Below are 18,717 nucleotides of genomic sequence, written 5' to 3'. Positions count from 1 at the left end.
TTGGTAATTATGCTCTTTTCAAATTAATGAATGTGAGCAAAATTCTAAATAAACAGCATACACATTATTGATACACAATTAAAGTACAATATCGTTATACTTTTCCTATCATTGCAAAAAGATCACAATTATTTTTTTTGCCATTGACCTTGTTGCTTTATATATTGACCTGCTGGCGTTTTGTCTTGTGCTTTACTACCAGCTCGATTTTCCACTTCATTTAATGGAACTTTACTTTCAGCAGAAACTTTTTGGTACTGTGCTTTGCGAGCTTGATTAATTAAATTTGCAATCTCACTGGCATTGCCTTCATTTTTTACTACACCTAAGTAGCCATCTGCTTGTTCTCCTACTAATCCTTGCGCTTTAGCTTGGCTTAGTGAATCGATAGCTTGTTCTAAAGTCAGTGCTGATACAGAAAAAGATAAAACAGCAGTAAATAAAGCTATTGTCACTTTTTTATAGATACTCATAGCACACTCCTTAATCATACTTTTTATCATTAAATTTAAAAGTAGCAAAAGATTTTTCATGCATAATAATTTGTATTATCAACCATCTTTGCCATTTTCCTACCATAAATCACTCATTAATAAAATTTTACTTTTTAATATAGTCCAGATTTATTGATAATATTGTCTAATGCCTTATCGACTTTAATATTAATCTCATGATCGATTTTTACATTTAAATTAATATTAATAGGTTCGCTTGGCGTTTGCACTTTGACCGTTGGCGAACATCCCATTAACGCACTACCTAATATCATTATTGCAATAACTCGTCGTATCATAAAATGACCTCTTATTTTGCAGATTCCTTTTTTAAATGTGCTTCAATACGTTTACGAATTGGTTCACTAATTTGATCTGATAATTGTAAACTCATGAGCAGCTTGGCGATATTTTCTTCTAATGTTACATTTAAATTGACGGCTTTGCCATCTTCAACATCCAAATTATGTCCTTGGATATGAAGCCCTAATTTAGCAACATCATCAGCATAATCAACCGTTCCATCTAGTTTAGTATAATGAAAATTTTTAATAATATCTGTGAGTATTTTCATATTAGGGTTACTTTTAGCATAATTTTTTAGAGCTGAGTTTTCAAACTGTAAATAGCCTTGATTGGTTGTGGTTAGCTGTCCTTTTTTAATTATGGGCTTAAAAGTCACACCTTCTTTTTTATTCACAGATAATAATGTAATAGGTAATAATCCATCAATAGCACCCTCACCAGCCAGCCCTTCAGCAGGATATGCGGCGAAAATATCTTTTAATTGTATCTGCTTTAACCTTAAATTAAATTGTTGGGGTAATTTAGCTAAATTCAATTTACCGGCTTCAAGAAAGATAGAGCCTGAAAAAATAGTCGCTTGTGCCTTTTTCCAAATAATCGTACCTTTGCTTGGTCTATTAAACGATGCGGTATAACTACCAGACAATTTTACCTGTTGCAAAGTGATCCCCATATTTATCTCTTGTATATTGAGTGTTGGCAATGAAACAGTAAATTGCTTATTTTTGATATCAACATTGATATTACCCGTAGCAGATTTTATTTCACTGTTTTTGTAAATACCGTTGAATTTATTAAGAGTTAATTTAGCTGTAGCTAATATTTGTTTAGGTTCAACCGGAATGGGAGATTGTACTTTAAAGGTTAACGCTCCATTTAATTGGCTAAATATAGAATCGTCAGATAAATTCGCTTTCTCTATAGTTACTGAAGCATTGCCAGAATTAGTTAATTTAAATCGATTATTGGTGATCCAACCCGTGAATGGCAATAATATTTTCCCGTTTTCTATACCAAACTGATTTAAAGTAGTGGTTAAAACACCATTTTGGATATCAATACGCAAATCATTTTGATTAAATAATAATGTGGCCGAAAGATTCGCAACATATTGGTTATTTGCCGATACATCCAAATGAATAGCTTGTTGCTGTTTCGTTGCTTTAACTTTCACATCAAACAGTTCACGATTTTGTTCATAAAATCGCAATGAGTCAATATCGATCGTCGATGGTAGCCAGTAAACAATGGTTGGTATGGATGAATAATCAAACCCCGATTGATTTTGCTTTTCAGATGCCGTTTCAATGATATTTTTGGTATTATCAGTGACGTTCTTATGGTCACTTGATTGCCAATTAATATTAAGATTTTGCGCTGATAGTTTTGACCAGGAAATCAATACATCTTTAGCCGTAACCGTAAATTGCGCCTCTTTATTAACCGTTAATTGATCAAATGAAAGACCGGATAGGTTAATATGGGCACCCTGCCAGTTTATTGAGAATCCATACTCTTGTTTAAATTCTTGCCAATAACGCCAACCAAATAGACCAAGTACCATGATAAATACTAAAATACTGAGTGAAATCCAATAGCGTTTTTTTAAACGAGCCATATTCGTTCTCGACTTAGCTAAAATTATTGCCGGAATCATCCGGCAATAATAGGATGATTATGCGGGTGTTTGCTCTCGCTGTTTAATATATGCTAGTGCTTTATCGATTCTTGCTAGCGTGCGTTTTTTACCAACAGCAAATACCGTTGCATCAACAGATGGGGATTGACCAATACCTGTTACTGCAACACGAAGAGGCATACCTATTTTACCCATGCCTATTTCAAGCTCAGCAGCCGTTGCTTCAATAACCTCATGGATTTTATGAATTTCCCAATCAAAATCAGCAATAGCTTCAATTTTTGCTCGGATGTTTTCTAGTGGCTCTTTGGCAACTGGGCGTAGATGTTTTTTTGCAGCATCAGCATCAAAATCAGAAAAATCTTGATAACAATAAGCACATGATTGAGCCATCTCTTTTAGTGTTTTGCAACGTTCACCAAATAACTTAATAATTGTAATCAGATCTGGGCCTTGTGATAAATCATAGCCATGTTGATTCATATGCCAAACTAAATGCTGAGCAACATAATCAGCATCTAAATGATTAATATAATGGTGATTTAACCAAAGTAATTTTTCAGTATTAAATGCACTTGCAGACTTACTCACTGCATCTAGTGAGAAGAAATCAATCATTTCTGGCACTGAAAATATCTCTTGATCACCATGAGACCAACCAAGACGAACTAAATAGTTCAGTAATGCCTCTGGCAAATAACCATCATCACGGTATTGCATCACGCTTACTGCACCATGACGTTTAGACAATTTTTGTCCATCATCACCTAAAATCATTGATACGTGCCCATATTCAGGCAGTGGCGCTCCCAATGCTTTTAAAATATTAATTTGGCGAGGCGTATTATTGATATGATCTTCACCACGAATAACATGGGTGATTTCCATATCCCAGTCATCAACAACAACACAAAAGTTATAAGTTGGAGAACCATCAGTACGACGAATAATTAGATCATCAAGCTCTTTATTAGCAATTTCAATTGGACCACGGATCAAATCATTAAAAACAACTACGCCATCTACTGGATTAGCAAAACGGACAACATGCGGTTCAGTATGTGAGTGCTGTTTTTGTACTTCATCACAACGACAATGACCGTCATAGCGAGCTTTTTCACCTTTCGCCATTTGATCTTCACGTAATTTTTCAAGACGTTCTTTCGAACAGTAACAACGATAAGCGGTACCTTTAGCTAACATTTCATCAATAACTTGATTGTAGCGATCAAAACGTTTAGTTTGATAGTAAGGGCCTTCATCCCATGACAATTTTAACCAATTCATACCTTCCATAATCGCTTCAATCGCTTCTGGTGTTGAACGCTCGAGATCTGTATCTTCAATGCGTAATACAAACGCACCTTTTGCATGACGAGTATAGAGCCAAGAGTAAAGCGCTGTACGTGCACCACCTACATGTAAATAGCCTGTTGGGCTAGGTGCAAAACGGGTTTTAATTTTCATGAAATAATCCTAATAATAACAGAAATGAGCGCCGATACTATAAGGTTATCATTTGCGCTCTTTTTATTTTGACAATATCAATTAATAGAATAACTTTTTGATATACATTCATTTTAGTTGCTTATTCTAACATGCTAAAAGGTTTCGGCAATAGTCATGTTAATGTTAGAAAATTAATAACTAACTTGTAAAAAAGTTTGAGGTTAAGCATACGTTTGAGTATAAAACATTGATACTTAACCTTTGTATTTTGAATAATTAATGCGCTTCATCCCAGTTATTGCCGATACCGACATCGACTTTTAAAGGTACAGATAACTGATAACAATTTTCCATAATCTTTTTAATTTCTGTACAATATTGCTCAACAAACGCATCTTTTACTTCAAATACTAATTCATCGTGTACTTGCATCACCATTTTAATATTATCTTCGGATTGATTTTTTATCCACTCACTCATTTTTATCATGGCGGTTTTGATAATATCGGCCGCGGTACCTTGCATTGGTGCATTAATTGCTGCTCGTTCTGCCCCACGCTTTTCAATACCGTTAGTTGATCTAATTTTAGGTAGATACAAACGACGACCAGACAAGGTTTCAACATAACCTTGCTCAGCAGCAAGTTGGCGAGTTTGTTCCATATATTGTTGAACACCAGGATAGCGTTCAAAATAACGATCGATGTAAAACTGCGCTTCTTTACGAGGGATATTAATCTGTTTAGATAACCCAAAAGCACTCATACCATAAATTAAACCAAAATTAACCGCTTTAGCGCGTCTTCGCTCTTCATTGGTAACTTCCGATTCAGCTTTACCTAATATTTCACCAGCGGTTACTCGGTGAATATCTTTATCATGAGCAAAAGCATTAAGTAAACTTTCATCTTGCGACAAATGCGCCATAATACGTAACTCAATTTGTGAATAGTCAGCAGAAATGATTTTACAACCTTTCGGCGCAATAAATGCTTGGCGAATACGGCGTCCTTCTTCATTACGTACCGGAATATTTTGTAAGTTCGGATCGTTAGATGATAATCGTCCCGTAATAGTACCGATTTGATTATAGTTAGTATGAATACGCTGATCGATTGGACTAATCATCAATGGCAATTTATCGGTGTAAGTATTTTTCAATTTAGCTAATCCACGATAGAACAAAATCATTCTCGGTAATTCGTATTCGTTAGCCAGTTCACTTAATACTTCTTCACTGGTTGATGGATCACCTTTTGGTGTCTTTTTTAAAACAGGTAAATTATGCTTATCAAATAAAATCGCTTGAATCTGTTTTGGTGAGGCTGGATTAAATTTTTCGCCAGCGAGTGATTGCAGTTGCGCTTCAATTTCAATTAACTGTTTAGCTAACTCATTAGAATAGTCATTTAATTGTTTAGCATCAACTAATACACCGGTTCTTTCCATTTCAGCTAATACAATAGCCAGTGGCATCTCAATATCAGTAAATAGCTTTGTTAATTTTTGGTCTTTTTCAAGTTCTGGCCACAATTTTTCATGCAGTTGCAATGTAATATCGGCATCTTCAGCCGCATATTGAGTGGTTTTTTCTACTTCAATAGCATCAATGGTAACTTTCTTTTTATCTACTTTAGTGAGCTCATCATAAGTGATGGTTTTATGATTGAGATAACGATTTGCCATACTATCCATATCATGACGTTCAGTACTATTTAATACATAAGATTCAAGCATGGTATCAAAGGCAATACCACTCACCTTAATGCCATAATTAGCTAATATGCTGTAATCAAATTTAGCATTTTGCGCAATTTTTTTAATCTCTGGGTTTTCAAGTACAGGTTTTAATTTGGCTAATACCTCGGTTAAAGGTAATTGCTCTGGTACCCCTAAATACTGATGAGCCAGTGGAATGTAGGCGGCTTGATAAGGTTCAACACTCAGCGATATACCCACTAATTTAGCATGTACATGATCAACATTATCGGTTTCAGTATCAAAAGCAAATTGCTTGCTATTGGTTAACTTGATAACCCAGTCATCAAGCTGTTCATGCGTTAATATACACTGATAATCGGTCTCTTTCTTTTGTGCAGTAACTGAATGTTGTTGATCTGCCAATAACGATAAACTTTCACCTACGATGCCATTTTTTTGCTGTTTTAGGAACGTACCTGCAATTAACTCTTTTTGCCAACGATGAAAACCATAATAAGCAAACAATTCAACCAATTTATTGACGTCAATATCAGTAATGAGCAGTTGCTCATTAGTAAAATCTAATTTTACATCGGTTTTGATGGTAGCAAGCAAATAGGAAAGTTCAGCTTGATTTTGATTATCAATTAATTTTTGTTTTAAGGATTTTGCACCACGGATCGATAATTTTTCAATATCATCTAAGCGTGCATAAATATCTTTAACACTGGTAAATTCAGTCAATAAGCTTTGTGCCGTTTTTTCACCCACACCCGGCACACCCGGTATATTATCGGAGGAATCACCTCTTAACGCTAAATAATCAATAATTTTTTCGGGCGGAACACCAAATTTATCCATCACACCTTTTGGATCAAGCACAGCATTATTCATTGTATTAATTAGAGTGATTTTATCACTCACCAACTGCGCCATATCTTTATCGCCAGTACTAATTAGCACGTCCAGATTTTCACGTTCAGCTTGTCTGGCTAAGGTACCAATAACGTCATCAGCCTCAACACCTTCAATACATAGTAATGGTAACCCCATCGCTTTCAAAATAGTATGAATCGGTTCAATTTGGGGACGAAGATTTTCAGGCATCGCTTCACGCGTAGCTTTATATTCGCTATAGATCTCATTACGAAATGAGCCCCCTTTCGCATCAAAGACCACCGCAATATGGGTAGGGTTATATTGATTAATCAAACTGCGAATCATATTAATCACACCAAAAATAGCACCAGTTGGCTCACCTTTGGCATTAGTTAATGGAGGGCATGCAAAAAAAGCACGGTAAAGATATGAAGATCCATCAATTAAAATAATTGGTGTGTTATTTGGCATTTCTATTACCCAAATGTTATTCAAGTCAATGGCTGATAGTATAACCTAATTAGCCTTAATATTCTTATTTATAACCATAATATAATGTAAAAAAGTTTCAGGTTAACTATACGTTTCAGTATAAAAAACCAGTAAACAACTGTATATTGTTTAATAAGTGTTATATAATGCTGCTTTTGTTTTCGCCTGAGTATGTAATAGATGACAGAATTAAGTCTTGCTGCGCAAAAAGTCAAAGAAGCTCTCGCCGCTAAAAATCTTGAAACCCCATCAAGTCGTTTAGATATGGATAATAGTGAACGGAAAGCTAAAATTGAAGCACACTTTCGAGAAATTATGAAGCTTATGGAACTTGATTTGAGTGATGATAGCCTCGCTGAAACTCCGCACCGCGTTGCAAAGATGTATGTTGACGAAATCTTTTCTGGACTTAACTATCATAACTTTCCCAAAATCACCCTAATTGAAAATAAAATGCAGGTTGATGAAATGATAACCGTTCGGGATATTACTTTAACGAGTGTGTGTGAACACCATTTTGTCACTATCGATGGTAAAGCTACGGTTTCTTATATCCCAAAAGATAAAGTGATCGGCCTATCGAAAATTAATCGGATTGTTGAGTTTTTTTCACAACGTCCACAAGTACAAGAAAGATTAACCCAACAAATTTTGGTTGCACTGCAAACTCTGTTAGGAACGGTTAATGTTGCCGTTTCAATTGATGCCACACACTATTGCGTAAAAGCTCGCGGAATTAAAGATTCGAACAGTCTAACGACAACAACCGCCTTAGGTGGAGGATTTAAAACCAATCCAAGCACTCGGCAAGAATTTTTAAGGGCATTAAAACACTATTAATAAAATTATAGATATATACCAATACGATGAGTTATTTATCAGTAAAGTAATAAAAGTATAAATAACAAGCTAATGAGCTATTTTGTTGTGAAATTTTATCTAATAATCAATATTAATTTACGCAAACCCAAAATATGCGTTAAGACTTGATATCACAATCAAGTCTTATTTATTCAATAAGCATAATATTCCATATATAACCATAAAAAGCACAGTTGTTATTGCGTGCATCTTCAAGAAAGATTGGTATAATTGGCAACTATTTTAGTTAAAACATAACAATTAATTAACACGCTTTAATGAAGATAATCCGCGGTATTGGCAATTTAAACAATGAATTTACTCAATGTGTACTAACATTGGGCAATTTTGATGGTGTGCATTTAGGACACCAAAAATTAATTAATCATTTAATAGAACAAGGTAAAAAATTAAATTTACCCACAGTGGTTATGTTATTTGAACCTCAACCATTAGAGTTTTTTTGCAAGCAACAAGCCCCAGCAAGATTAACTTCATTTAAAGAAAAAGTGATGTTAATTGAAAAGCTCGGTATCGACTATATTATTGCGGTTCCATTCACCCAAACCTTTGCCAATATGTCAGCCAATACTTTTATTCAAGATTGGTTAATTAACAAATTAAAAGCTAAATATATTGCTATTGGTGATGATTTTCGATTTGGTCATGAGCGCAAAGGCGATATTCATCTTTTACAAAATTATGCTCACAACCATCACTTTGTCGTTCAAAGTATGCCAACATTGGTTTGGAATAACTTAAGAATCAGTAGCACTGCGGTGCGAGAAGCGTTATTAAATAGCGACTTTAAATTAGCACATTCCCTTTTAGGGCGTGATTATACTATTGAAGGGCGTGTAATACATGGCAATGCTTTAGCTAGACAGTTAGGGTTTCCCACAGCCAATATTCATCTACATCGCAAAAAACCAGCGCTACAAGGTGTTTATCTGGTTAAAGTCAAAAACTGCTGTAGTAATCAAGATTATCAGGGTATTGCCAACATAGGAATAAGACCCACAATTCAAGGCAAAAAAGCAATATTAGAGGTGAATCTGTTTGACTTTTCAGGTGATATTTATGGACAATATTTAGACGTTACCTTTGTTTATAAATTACGTGATGAGAAAAAATTTGATTCATTGTCAGACTTAAAAGAACAAATAACACAAGATATTTGCACTGCGAAAGAGATCAGTGCAAAATTAACCAATTAAAAAGTAGTATCAACAAAATTAACTGGAATAAATCAGCATGACAGATTATAAAAATACATTGAATTTACCGGAAACTGGGTTTCCAATGCGAGGTGATCTTGCTAAACGTGAACCTGCGATGTTGCAAAATTGGTATGATAAAGAGCTTTATCGTAAAATCCGCCAAGTAAAAAAAGGTAAAAAAGCCTTTATTTTGCATGATGGCCCTCCTTATGCAAACGGTAAACTTCATATTGGTCATGCTGTCAATAAAATTATTAAAGACATTATCATCAAATCAAAAGGGTTAAGTGGTTATGACTCCCCGTATATTCCAGGATGGGATTGTCATGGTTTACCCATTGAGCAAAAGGTTGAAGAACAAGTCGGGAAACCAGGCGTAAAAGTAACACCTGCTGAATTTCGTCAAATTTGTCGTGATTATGCCGCTTCACAAGTTGAACTACAAAAAGCCGACTTTATCCGAATGGGCGTATTAGGTGACTGGCAAAATCCTTATCGCACAATGAATTACGATACTGAAGCGAATATTATTCGTGCATTAGGTAAAGTAATAAAAAATGGGCATTTAGTAAAAGGCGCTAAACCTGTTTATTGGTGTACTGACTGTATGTCTGCATTAGCGGAAGCTGAAGTAGAATATTACGATAAATCATCACCTGCAATTGATGTAAAATTTAAAGCAACCGACAATCAAGCGGTAGCGAATAAATTTGGTATTAATACTGATTTAACGATTAATGCCGTTATCTGGACAACAACACCTTGGACTCTTCCTGCTAGCCGAGGAATCGCACTTAATGAAACGGTAGAATATCAACTAGTACAGATCAACGATAAAGAATGCTTAATTTTGGCAGCAGAATTAGTTGAATCAGTAATGAAACGCGCCGATATCACTGATTGGACAATTTTAGGTTCTTGCCATGGTAAGAATCTTGAATTACTACGTTTCAAACACCCTTTCCTTGATTTTGATGAACCAATTGTTCTTGGTGAACATGTTACGGTTGATGCAGGTACTGGTGCTGTACATACCGCACCTGGACACGGTGCTGAAGACTTTATTGTCGGTCAAAAATATGGTCTTGAAGTCGCTAATCCTGTTGGAGGAAATGGTTGTTACTTACCGGGAACTGGCGCTGGTTTAGATGGTTTATTTGTTTTTAAAGCCAATAAAGTAGTAGTTGAACTATTAAAAGAACGCAATGCGTTACTACACTTTGAAAATATTGAACATAGCTACCCATGCTGTTGGCGACATAAAACCCCTGTTATCTACCGTGCAACACCACAATGGTTTATCAGCATGGATAAACAAGGTTTACGCGCTCAATCATTAAAAGAGATTAAACAAGTCCGTTGGATCCCTGATTGGGGACAAGCACGTATTGAGACTATGGTAGCAAATCGCCCTGACTGGTGTATTTCTCGCCAACGTACATGGGGCGTACCAATGACGCTATTTGTACATAAAGAGACGGAAGAACTGCATCCAGATACTTTAGAACTTGTTGAAAAAGTAGCTAAATTAGTTGAACAAAATGGGATTCAAGCTTGGTGGGATGCCGATATTAAAGATCTACTTGGCCCTGATGCCGATGATTACCGTAAAGTACCCGACACATTAGATGTATGGTTTGATTCAGGATCAACTTTCTATTCAGTGGTTGGTGTTCGTCCTGAATTTGCAGGACACGAAGCCGATATGTATTTAGAGGGATCCGATCAGCATCGTGGTTGGTTTATGTCATCATTAATGTTATCAACAGCTATTGATAATAAAGCACCTTACAAACAAGTTTTAACTCACGGTTTTGTGGTTGATGGACAAGGTCGTAAGATGTCTAAATCACTCGGTAACATTGTGACTCCTCAAGAAGTTATGAATAAATTAGGTGCCGATATTTTACGTTTATGGATCGCCTCTACCGATTATTCAGGCGAAATGAGCTATTCAGATGAAATCATCAAGCGCGCTGCGGACAGCTATCGTCGTATCCGTAATACTGCACGTTTCTTACTGGCAAACTTAAATGGTTACGATCCAGTCAAAGATATGATAAAACCTGAAGATATGGTTGTACTTGATCGTTGGGCAGTGAGTATGGCTAAAGAAGCCCAAGAGCAAATTATTCAGGCCTATGAAAACTATGATTTCCACAAAGTGGTACAACGTATTATGCAATTTTGCTCAATCGAAATGGGCTCTTTCTATTTAGATATCATCAAAGATCGTCAATATACGGCTAAAAGTGATAGTGTTGCTCGTCATAGTTGTCAAACTGCGCTATATCATATTGCACAAGCGATGGTACGTTGGATTGCCCCAATTCTATCTTTCACTGCAGATGAAATTTGGCAATATATACCAGCAGCAGAAAAACAGGAATTTGTTTTTGAAGATGAGTGGTATACAAAACTATTTACATTATCAGAAAGTGAAACATTAAATAGTGAATATTGGGCACAAATTTTAGCGATTCGTAGTGAAGTAAATAAAGTGCTTGAGCAAGGTCGTAATGATAAAGTGATAGGTGGGGCTCTTGAAGCTGCAGTAACCCTTTATGCTAATGAAGATATCATGGCAACTTTAGCTAAACTAGAAAACGAATTACGCTTTGTATTACTCACCTCACAAGCGAGTGTTAAGCCATTACAAGCGGCACCAGCAGATGCAGTACAAAGTGATATTGATGGATTAAAAATTGAACTAGCTAAAGCACAAGGCGATAAATGTCCTCGTTGCTGGCACTATACTATCGATAACGATCCAACCACGCATTTATGTAAACGCTGTGAAGAAAATATTAATGGTAAGGGTGAAGTTAGACATTTCGCCTAGTCACTCATAATTTGACATAAAAAAACCGCTATAGAATAAAATCTATAGCAATTCAATATTTTTACCGCCGACACCTGTCGGCGGAAATATAATAATGAGCATACTATATGAAAAAAGATAATGGACTTTACTGGTTACTCGTTACAATTGTGATTTTTGTAATTGATATCGCAAGTAAGTTTTTTATTATTGATAAATTTTCTCTGTTTGAATCAGTAAATCTTTTACCGTTCTTCTCTATTACTTATGTACGTAATATCGGCGCAGCGTTTAGTTTTTTCGAGGGACAACGTGAAATGCTAGTTGCTATTGCCTTGATTATCAGCGTTGTCATTATGCATATGCTCTATCGTAATTCACGCCAAAAAAAATTAGAAAATTTCTCATTATCACTAATTTTAGGTGGAGCATTAGGTAATTTATTCGATCGCCTTTACCATGGTTTTGTGGTTGATTTTTTAGATGTTAATTTTGGTAGTTGGCACTATCCAACTTTTAATATTGCAGATTGCGCTATCTGTATAGGCATTGGATTATTTATTTTTTGTAACTATAAAAAACCTAAACAGACTGCTGAGTAATATGCAAATAATTTTAGCTAATCCTCGTGGATTTTGTGCTGGTGTTGATCGCGCAATTACCATCGTTGAGCGAGCCATTGAACTTTTTGGTGCTCCTGTTTATGTCCGCCATGAAGTGGTGCATAATCGTTATGTAGTTAATCGTCTTAAGCAGTTAGGTGCAATATTCATTGAAGATATTAATGAAGTACCTGATAATACCATTCTTATTTTCTCAGCGCATGGCGTATCTAAAGCGGTTCGAGAAGAAGCCAAACAACGTAAATTGCGCATCTTTGATGCAACTTGTCCATTAGTAACCAAAGTGCATATGGAAGTAGCTCGATCAAGTTATCGAGGTGAAGAGGTCATTTTAATCGGTCATGCTGGTCATATTGAGGTCGATGGTACTATGGGCCAATATAATAATCCCCAAGGTGGTATCTATTTAATCGAATCGATTGAAGATGTAAATAAGTTAAAAATTAAAGATGAAAATCATCTCTGTTTTACCACTCAGACAACCTTATCTGTTGATGATACAGCCGAAATTATTGCCGCGTTAAAACAACGCTTTCCAAATATTCGTAGCCCTCGTAAAAATGATATTTGCTACGCCACAACCAATCGCCAACAAGCGGTTAAACAATTGTCATCTCGTGCAGATATTGTTTTAGTTGTTGGATCTAAAAACTCATCGAATTCAAATCGTTTAGCAGAGCTCGCACGACGAAGCAGCAAAAATGCTTATTTAATCGATTATGCGTCGGATATTCAACAAGAGTGGTTAGTCAACGCACGGACAATTGGCGTAACCGCGGGTGCATCAGCACCAGATATTTTAGTGCAGCAAGTTATCGAGCATTTAAAAGGTTTAGGTTGCACATCACTTATTGAAACCGATGGTATTTTAGAAAATATTACTTTTGAAATTCCTAAAGAACTACGAATAGAAGTTAAAGCTTTTTGATTTAAGATGAGTGCTTAAGTCGTTCAAATTTGGCTAATAGTTCTTCTTGTGTTTCAACATGCTCGGGATCTGCAATAATAGCATTTTGAATTGGGCAAACACGCTGGCATGTGGAGTGATCATAATAGCCAACACATTCTGTACATTTATTGGGATCAATTTCATAGGTATCAAAGCCTATTGAGATTGCCTCATTAGGGCATTCAGGCTCGCACATATCACAATTAATACATTTGTTGGTTATTTTTAACGCCATGCTCTTTACTATCTTTATTAACTGAAAAAAATTGGCGTCATTATAGCGCAATCACCAATAATTCCGAATAAAGATCACATTATCACTGATTAACAAGGTCAATTTTTGTCAAAAAGTTTCAGGTTAACTATATGTTTGAGTATATGTTTGAGTATAAAAACTTAACCAAATTAGTGAGAATAATGTTATAAATGGAATATAACTATTTGTTTAATTAAATAATTGATAATTTTAAGCGCTATTGACCCCCTAAATACTGATCAACAACGCTTCTATTATTTCTTATCGAAATCAAAACATTTTAATATTTTGAATAATTATTGCGGAAGTTGATAGGATTGACGGGCTAATAATTTCCAATCCTCGCCAATTTTTTTAAACACTAGCATCACACCAAGTTTAACTTTAATTTTTTTGCCGCTATTATTCATATCAGAAGAAAATACATGACGAACAATTGCTGTATCACCTTCGGTAATAATGGATTGATCTTGAAATTCAAGTGTAATAAATCCCCAACGACCACTGACAATAGCATCCACAAACTCAGCCTTATCTTCAATAACCGCGTTTGAATGACCATAAGTTAATGAAGGTAAAGCCACATTTTCTAATTGAGTTTTATCGGCATTAAGCATCGCTAAACGCATGGTTTCTACCGCTTGTTCTACAGTAGATTGATTATTTGATGTTGCTGCATAACAGCTGCCAATAGATAGCACCATTAGTAATACTAGACTTAATAGTTTATTCATTTTATTTCTCCTTTGTTAATAAATTAATTCAATTGTTTTATTCGAATTTTTGTTTTAAAAATCAACTTAGATTGTATCATTTTTAACAAAGTTAGGGCTGAATTTTTTTGCCCAGATTGATGTAATAATTGGCACAATAATTGATGTGACAATCACACTGGTTGCAACCATTGCTGTAGCTGCTGAGGCAACAGGCGCGAATTCGGGTACCATTTCAGCGATTAATAAAGGCGTTGCAACTGCTGCGCCTGCCGAGCTTGATGCTGCAACACCTGCCGTACCGTTACCTTTACCTAAGAATTTGTCAGCCAAAATAAGTGGAATACCAGTAATTACGATCACCAGTAAACCCAGTAAAATACCCGCTAATCCTGTTTCAAAAATGACTTGTAGTTTTATGCTGTTACCAAGTGCAAACGCAAAGAATGGAATTAATGTTTGTACGGCACTACCGAATAGTTTACGCAGATCAGAATCTAAGTTTCCTAACATAAAACCAATTAAAAATGGTAATACTGCGCCGATAAATAGTCTTGGTTCAAACGAAGCTACACCAGAAGCACCAAGAATAACCATTGTCATAAGTGGTCCAGATTCTAAAGACATTAAAACAAACGCACCGGCCTCTTCTTTTGAGCCATATTGGTTCATTAAGGCGGCATATAATCCTCCATTAGTCATATCCATTGAAGCAACGAGTGCAATAATAGAAAATCCAGCAAATATGCCTCCTTCGACCATGTAACCTTTACTCCAAAAAGTGCCAGCAATTAGCGCAACAACCCAAGCTGTAGCAATTTTAGTTACAACTAATACACCTGATTTTCTTAACATCATGCCTGTTGCTTTTAATTCTATAGATGCACCTATACAAAAAAACCAAACAGCCAAAATAGGTATCGTGCCAGAAATCAAACCATTTGAAAAAGAGCCTAAATATTTACCTCCTCCTGAAAAAAATGTATTACATAATGCCCCCAAGAAAAGAGGGATTAACATTAGTCCTCCAGGTATTTGATCAATAAATTTTTTTATTTTCATTATCTATCCCTTAAAAATAACAACATGATTTAAATTAATTAATTTAGATTATCCAATTAACACCAAGCATAATTAAAATATTCGGAATAACATTCCTTTTTTGAATATATAAAATAATAAAATAAAATCAAATTTGCTTAATAGTTTTGTGATAGACATCACCAAATAAAAAATAATTAATTGAAAATTAATATTATTTTAATTTCTTTTTTTAATAAAAATAAATAAACAAAAAGCAACTAAATAATTTTTATATAGCAAAGAGGATAAAAAAACTTACAGTAAAGAACGACAGAAATAACATATAACTAATTAAAATAATTTAATTTATCTGTATATTGATATTTTTTAATATTAAAGTTTTATGTGATTACGATCACAATAACAATAAAATGGAATACTATTCTTTTAAATTCTTAATTAATATTATTTAGGAATGTTATTCCGATTTAATTAAGGAGAATAGATGAAGATTTATATTACAGATTGTGACCATGAATCCATGGAAATAGAAAAACAAACTTTTACAAAAAATGGTGTCGATTTTGCCATACTAAACATTACGCAACCAGCTGATATTATTAAATATTGTCATGATGCTGATGCTTTAGTTTTACAATATGCAACCATATCGGATGATGTTTTAAGTAATCTAAAAAATTTAAAGGGTGTTGTACGCTACGGCGTTGGTGTCAATACTATTGATATTGAATCTGCAACAAAAAATAATGTCGCAGTTTGCAATGTGCCTGATTATGGTACCAATGAAGTGGCAGATCATGCCTTATCACTCATCATGGCGCTAACAAGAAAATTGCCATTATTTGTTAATGATACAAAAAAGGGGATTTGGGCTTATGAGAAAGCAATTCCAATCTATCGTTTACAAGAACAAACAGCGGGTATTATCGGATTAGGTAGAATTGGCCTTTCATTAGCTAAAAAACTACATGGCATTGGACTTAAAGTCATTGGTTTTGATCCCCTAGCGAAGCAAGAAGATCTTCCCGATTTTATCGAGTGCGTTAACTTTGAAAAATTATTAACTGAGTCAGACATTATTTCACTTAATCTGCCGCTAATTAAACAAACACAAAATTTAATTAGTTATGAGCAATTTTCAGTAATGAAAAAAAATTGCTATTTAGTTAATACCGCAAGAGGAGGCATTGTAAATGAAGAGGCGCTTTATCATGCCTTATTAAATAAGACAATTGCAGGTGCAGCGCTTGATGTATTTATGCATGAACCCCCTACAGATAGAAAGTTATTCGAGTTGGATAATTTTATTGCAACCCCGCATGCAGCTTGGTATTCCGAACAATCCCAAAAAGATTTAAAACGTAAAGCTGCACAAGAAGCTATCCGATTAGCTAAAGGTGAAAAACCTTTATATTGCCTAAACAATTAAAAGTAAATCAAGGAAATAAATAATGAAAGCAATAATTTATAAAGGACCGAATAATGTAGTTTGTGAACAAACATCCAAGCCATCAGTTAATGAAAACGAAGTACTAATTAAAGTAAGTCATGCTGGAATTTGTGGTTCTGATCTCAATATTTATCTTGGTGTACATCCAAGAGCAAAAGCGCCTTTAGTATTAGGTCATGAATTTTCAGGGTATGTCGTCAATGGTGATGAACAATTACCAACAGGAACGAAAGTATGTGTTCGTCCGCTTATTTCCTGCGTTCAATGTTCAGCGTGTCAATCTGGTAATAGCCATGTTTGTAAAACGCTTAAACTGTATGGTATTGATACTGCAGGTGGTATGGCTGAATATGTAAAAGTAGATAAAAGCAAAATACATATACTACCTGATGATTTTCCAATGGATTTAGGTGCCTTTGTTGAACCATTAGCGGTAGGTATTCATGCTGTATCAAGAACGCCATTTAAGGTTGGTGATTCAGTGGTCGTTTTTGGTGCCGGTACCATTGGATTATGTGTTGCCAGTGTACTAAAGCTTGCTGGCGCAAAACAAGTTATTGTTATCGAAACCAATGATTTCCGTATTAATTTAGCCAAAGAACTTGGTTTTATCGTCATTAATCCTAAACAGGAAGATGTTTTAACTGCTGTTTTAAAATTAACCAATCATATAGGCGCTGATATTGTTTATGATTGTGCCGCACATCCATCCGTTGCTTTGCAATTAACTGATTTAGTTAAAGTTCAAGGAACAATCGAAATTGTAGGATCATATAAAAAACCAACAGAATTTAAATTACTCGACATTGAATTTAAAGAACTCACGATTATTGGTACTCGAGTATATGAAGCCAGAGATTTTGAAACTGCAATCAAATTTATACAACAAGATTTTCCATACAAGAAATTACTCACCATATTAACTCCAGAAGAGGCAAAACAAGGGTTTGCTAATGCATTAACGGGTGAGAATGTGATTAAAACATTGTTTAAATTTGCAGATTAATAAAAATATAAAAATTAAGGTATATCATTATGAAAAATAAAAATCCATTTGATTTAACAGGTAAAAATGCAATTGTTACAGGTGCATCACGGGGAATCGGTAAGTCTTTAGCAATCAGTTTAGCTAATGCCGGAGCTAACATCATTATTATTGATGTCACACGAGATGAGCAAACCGAACAAGAGATACAAAAATATAATGTAACTTGTGAAACCATTACTTTTGATCTATCTCATTTTGAGCAGTATGCCGATCTTATTTCCAGTATTATCCAAAAATACCAGCGCATTGATATTTTAATTAATAACGCTGGTATACAACGACGTTATCCCTCTGTGGATTTTCCTAAGCATGATTGGGATCTTGTTATTAATATTAATATGAATGCTGTATTTTTTATGTGCCAACAAGTAGGTAAACATATGCTTGAAAGAGGATACGGGAAAATTGTTAATATTGCTTCATTACTTGCTTTTCAAGGTGGATATACCATTCCCGCTTATACAGCAGCAAAATCAGCGGTAGCAGGGTTTTCAAAATCTTTATCCAATGAATGGGCATCAAAAGGTATCACAATCAACTGTATCGCCCCTGGTTATATCGCAACAGAAATGAATACTGCTTTAATGAATGATGAAATTCGTAATCGCCAGATCCTAGAACGGATCCCTGCCGGGCGTTGGGGTAACCCTGAAGACTTAGGGGGTGCAGCTGTATTTTTATCTTCCTCAGCATCCGATTATATTAATGGATTTACCATTGCGGTAGATGGCGGCTGGTTAGGCAGATAATTCAATATAAATTTACATGTATT

Annotated in this window: 16 protein-coding genes; 8 read left to right on the top strand and 8 right to left on the bottom strand. The window is 35.0% G+C overall.

The window, feature by feature from the left end; all coding sequences use genetic code 11:
• Positions 1-128 precede the first annotated feature (128 nt).
• The 5 genes from H3S88_RS02745 to polA all read right to left on the bottom strand — a co-directional run bounded on the left by H3S88_RS02745 (position 129) and on the right by polA (position 6,939).
• Complete coding sequence (locus H3S88_RS02745; RefSeq protein WP_086307948.1) at positions 129-473, bottom strand: YdbL family protein; 345 nt, start codon at positions 471-473, stop codon at positions 129-131.
• A gap of 134 nt (positions 474-607) precedes the next feature.
• The gene (locus tag H3S88_RS02740; protein ID WP_065738189.1) at positions 608-793 is read right to left on the bottom strand and encodes a YnbE family lipoprotein; all 186 of its coding nucleotides are present in this window, start codon (positions 791-793) and stop codon (positions 608-610) included.
• Positions 794-804: 11 nt separating this feature from the next.
• Positions 805-2,418 (bottom strand): YdbH domain-containing protein, encoded by a 1,614-nt coding sequence (locus H3S88_RS02735; protein WP_198227682.1) that lies wholly within the window; start codon positions 2,416-2,418, stop codon positions 805-807.
• 57 nt (positions 2,419-2,475) lie between these two features.
• On the bottom strand, positions 2,476-3,906 hold the full coding sequence (gene gltX, locus H3S88_RS02730) for a glutamate--tRNA ligase (RefSeq protein ID WP_198227684.1): 1,431 nt from the start codon (positions 3,904-3,906) through the stop codon (positions 2,476-2,478).
• A 258-nt stretch (positions 3,907-4,164) separates the two neighbouring features.
• Positions 4,165-6,939 (bottom strand): DNA polymerase I, encoded by a 2,775-nt coding sequence (polA, locus tag H3S88_RS02725; RefSeq protein ID WP_198227686.1) that lies wholly within the window; start codon positions 6,937-6,939, stop codon positions 4,165-4,167.
• A 201-nt stretch (positions 6,940-7,140) separates the two neighbouring features.
• On the opposite strand from polA, the gene folE reads away from it, so the two are divergent.
• The 5 genes from folE to ispH all read left to right on the top strand — a co-directional run bounded on the left by folE (position 7,141) and on the right by ispH (position 13,413).
• Positions 7,141-7,800, top strand: a complete 660-nt coding sequence (folE, locus tag H3S88_RS02720; RefSeq protein WP_086326009.1) for a GTP cyclohydrolase I FolE — start codon at positions 7,141-7,143, stop codon at positions 7,798-7,800.
• Between the two features lie 299 nt (positions 7,801-8,099).
• Entirely contained in the window at positions 8,100-9,038 is a 939-nt protein-coding gene (ribF, locus tag H3S88_RS02715; RefSeq protein WP_198227688.1) for a bifunctional riboflavin kinase/FAD synthetase, read from the top strand.
• 37 nt (positions 9,039-9,075) lie between these two features.
• Positions 9,076-11,883 (top strand): isoleucine--tRNA ligase, encoded by a 2,808-nt coding sequence (ileS, locus tag H3S88_RS02710; RefSeq protein ID WP_198227690.1) that lies wholly within the window; start codon positions 9,076-9,078, stop codon positions 11,881-11,883.
• Positions 11,884-11,990: 107 nt separating this feature from the next.
• A complete protein-coding gene (lspA, locus tag H3S88_RS02705; protein ID WP_198227692.1) occupies positions 11,991-12,464 on the top strand; it encodes a signal peptidase II in 474 nt (157 codons plus the stop codon).
• A 1-nt stretch (position 12,465) separates the two neighbouring features.
• Positions 12,466-13,413, top strand: a complete 948-nt coding sequence (gene ispH, locus H3S88_RS02700; protein ID WP_198227694.1) for a 4-hydroxy-3-methylbut-2-enyl diphosphate reductase — start codon at positions 12,466-12,468, stop codon at positions 13,411-13,413.
• A 1-nt stretch (position 13,414) separates the two neighbouring features.
• Here the strand turns inward: ispH and H3S88_RS02695 are convergent, their stop codons facing one another.
• The 3 genes from H3S88_RS02695 to kdgT form a co-directional block, all read right to left on the bottom strand.
• Positions 13,415-13,669: a YfhL family 4Fe-4S dicluster ferredoxin gene (locus tag H3S88_RS02695; protein ID WP_198227696.1), complete on the bottom strand. Its 255-nt coding sequence runs from the start codon at positions 13,667-13,669 to the stop codon at positions 13,415-13,417.
• A gap of 317 nt (positions 13,670-13,986) precedes the next feature.
• Positions 13,987-14,424, bottom strand: a complete 438-nt coding sequence (locus H3S88_RS02690) for a nuclear transport factor 2 family protein (RefSeq protein ID WP_198227698.1) — start codon at positions 14,422-14,424, stop codon at positions 13,987-13,989.
• Between the two features lie 66 nt (positions 14,425-14,490).
• Entirely contained in the window at positions 14,491-15,465 is a 975-nt protein-coding gene (kdgT, locus tag H3S88_RS02685) for a 2-keto-3-deoxygluconate transporter (protein ID WP_198227700.1), read from the bottom strand.
• A gap of 466 nt (positions 15,466-15,931) precedes the next feature.
• Between kdgT and H3S88_RS02680 the strand changes: the two genes are divergently transcribed.
• Genes H3S88_RS02680 through kduD form a run of 3 tightly spaced genes read left to right on the top strand, consistent with a single transcriptional unit; the run spans position 15,932 to position 18,694 of the window.
• On the top strand, positions 15,932-16,876 hold the full coding sequence (locus H3S88_RS02680) for a C-terminal binding protein (protein WP_198227702.1): 945 nt from the start codon (positions 15,932-15,934) through the stop codon (positions 16,874-16,876).
• A 22-nt stretch (positions 16,877-16,898) separates the two neighbouring features.
• Complete coding sequence (locus H3S88_RS02675) at positions 16,899-17,903, top strand: zinc-binding dehydrogenase (RefSeq protein WP_198227704.1); 1,005 nt, start codon at positions 16,899-16,901, stop codon at positions 17,901-17,903.
• A 29-nt stretch (positions 17,904-17,932) separates the two neighbouring features.
• A complete protein-coding gene (gene kduD, locus H3S88_RS02670) occupies positions 17,933-18,694 on the top strand; it encodes a 2-dehydro-3-deoxy-D-gluconate 5-dehydrogenase KduD (RefSeq protein WP_198227706.1) in 762 nt (253 codons plus the stop codon).
• The last annotated feature ends 23 nt before the right edge of the window (positions 18,695-18,717 follow it).

The sequence above is a fragment of the Gilliamella sp. B14448G11 genome (assembly GCF_016101765.1).
GTDB lineage: Bacteria > Pseudomonadota > Gammaproteobacteria > Enterobacterales > Orbaceae > Gilliamella > Gilliamella apicola_N.
The sequence above is the reverse complement of the archived record's forward strand: the minus strand, read 5'-3'. Positions and strand labels throughout refer to the sequence as shown.

Excerpts from the sequence above, each read along its gene's own strand:
- H3S88_RS02745 (WP_086307948.1), bottom strand. The coding sequence starts at position 473 with ATGAGTATCTATAAAAAAGTGACAATAGCTTTATTTACTGCTGTTTTA.
- H3S88_RS02740 (WP_065738189.1), bottom strand. The coding sequence starts at position 793 with ATGATACGACGAGTTATTGCAATAATGATATTAGGTAGTGCGTTAATG.
- H3S88_RS02735 (WP_198227682.1), bottom strand. The coding sequence starts at position 2,418 with ATGGCTCGTTTAAAAAAACGCTATTGGATTTCACTCAGTATTTTAGTA.
- gltX (WP_198227684.1), bottom strand. The coding sequence starts at position 3,906 with ATGAAAATTAAAACCCGTTTTGCACCTAGCCCAACAGGCTATTTACAT.
- polA (WP_198227686.1), bottom strand. The coding sequence starts at position 6,939 with ATGCCAAATAACACACCAATTATTTTAATTGATGGATCTTCATATCTT.
- folE (WP_086326009.1), top strand. The coding sequence starts at position 7,141 with ATGACAGAATTAAGTCTTGCTGCGCAAAAAGTCAAAGAAGCTCTCGCC.
- ribF (WP_198227688.1), top strand. The coding sequence starts at position 8,100 with ATGAAGATAATCCGCGGTATTGGCAATTTAAACAATGAATTTACTCAA.
- ileS (WP_198227690.1), top strand. The coding sequence starts at position 9,076 with ATGACAGATTATAAAAATACATTGAATTTACCGGAAACTGGGTTTCCA.
- lspA (WP_198227692.1), top strand. The coding sequence starts at position 11,991 with ATGAAAAAAGATAATGGACTTTACTGGTTACTCGTTACAATTGTGATT.
- ispH (WP_198227694.1), top strand. The coding sequence starts at position 12,466 with ATGCAAATAATTTTAGCTAATCCTCGTGGATTTTGTGCTGGTGTTGAT.
- H3S88_RS02695 (WP_198227696.1), bottom strand. The coding sequence starts at position 13,669 with ATGGCGTTAAAAATAACCAACAAATGTATTAATTGTGATATGTGCGAG.
- H3S88_RS02690 (WP_198227698.1), bottom strand. The coding sequence starts at position 14,424 with ATGAATAAACTATTAAGTCTAGTATTACTAATGGTGCTATCTATTGGC.
- kdgT (WP_198227700.1), bottom strand. The coding sequence starts at position 15,465 with ATGAAAATAAAAAAATTTATTGATCAAATACCTGGAGGACTAATGTTA.
- H3S88_RS02680 (WP_198227702.1), top strand. The coding sequence starts at position 15,932 with ATGAAGATTTATATTACAGATTGTGACCATGAATCCATGGAAATAGAA.
- H3S88_RS02675 (WP_198227704.1), top strand. The coding sequence starts at position 16,899 with ATGAAAGCAATAATTTATAAAGGACCGAATAATGTAGTTTGTGAACAA.
- kduD (WP_198227706.1), top strand. The coding sequence starts at position 17,933 with ATGAAAAATAAAAATCCATTTGATTTAACAGGTAAAAATGCAATTGTT.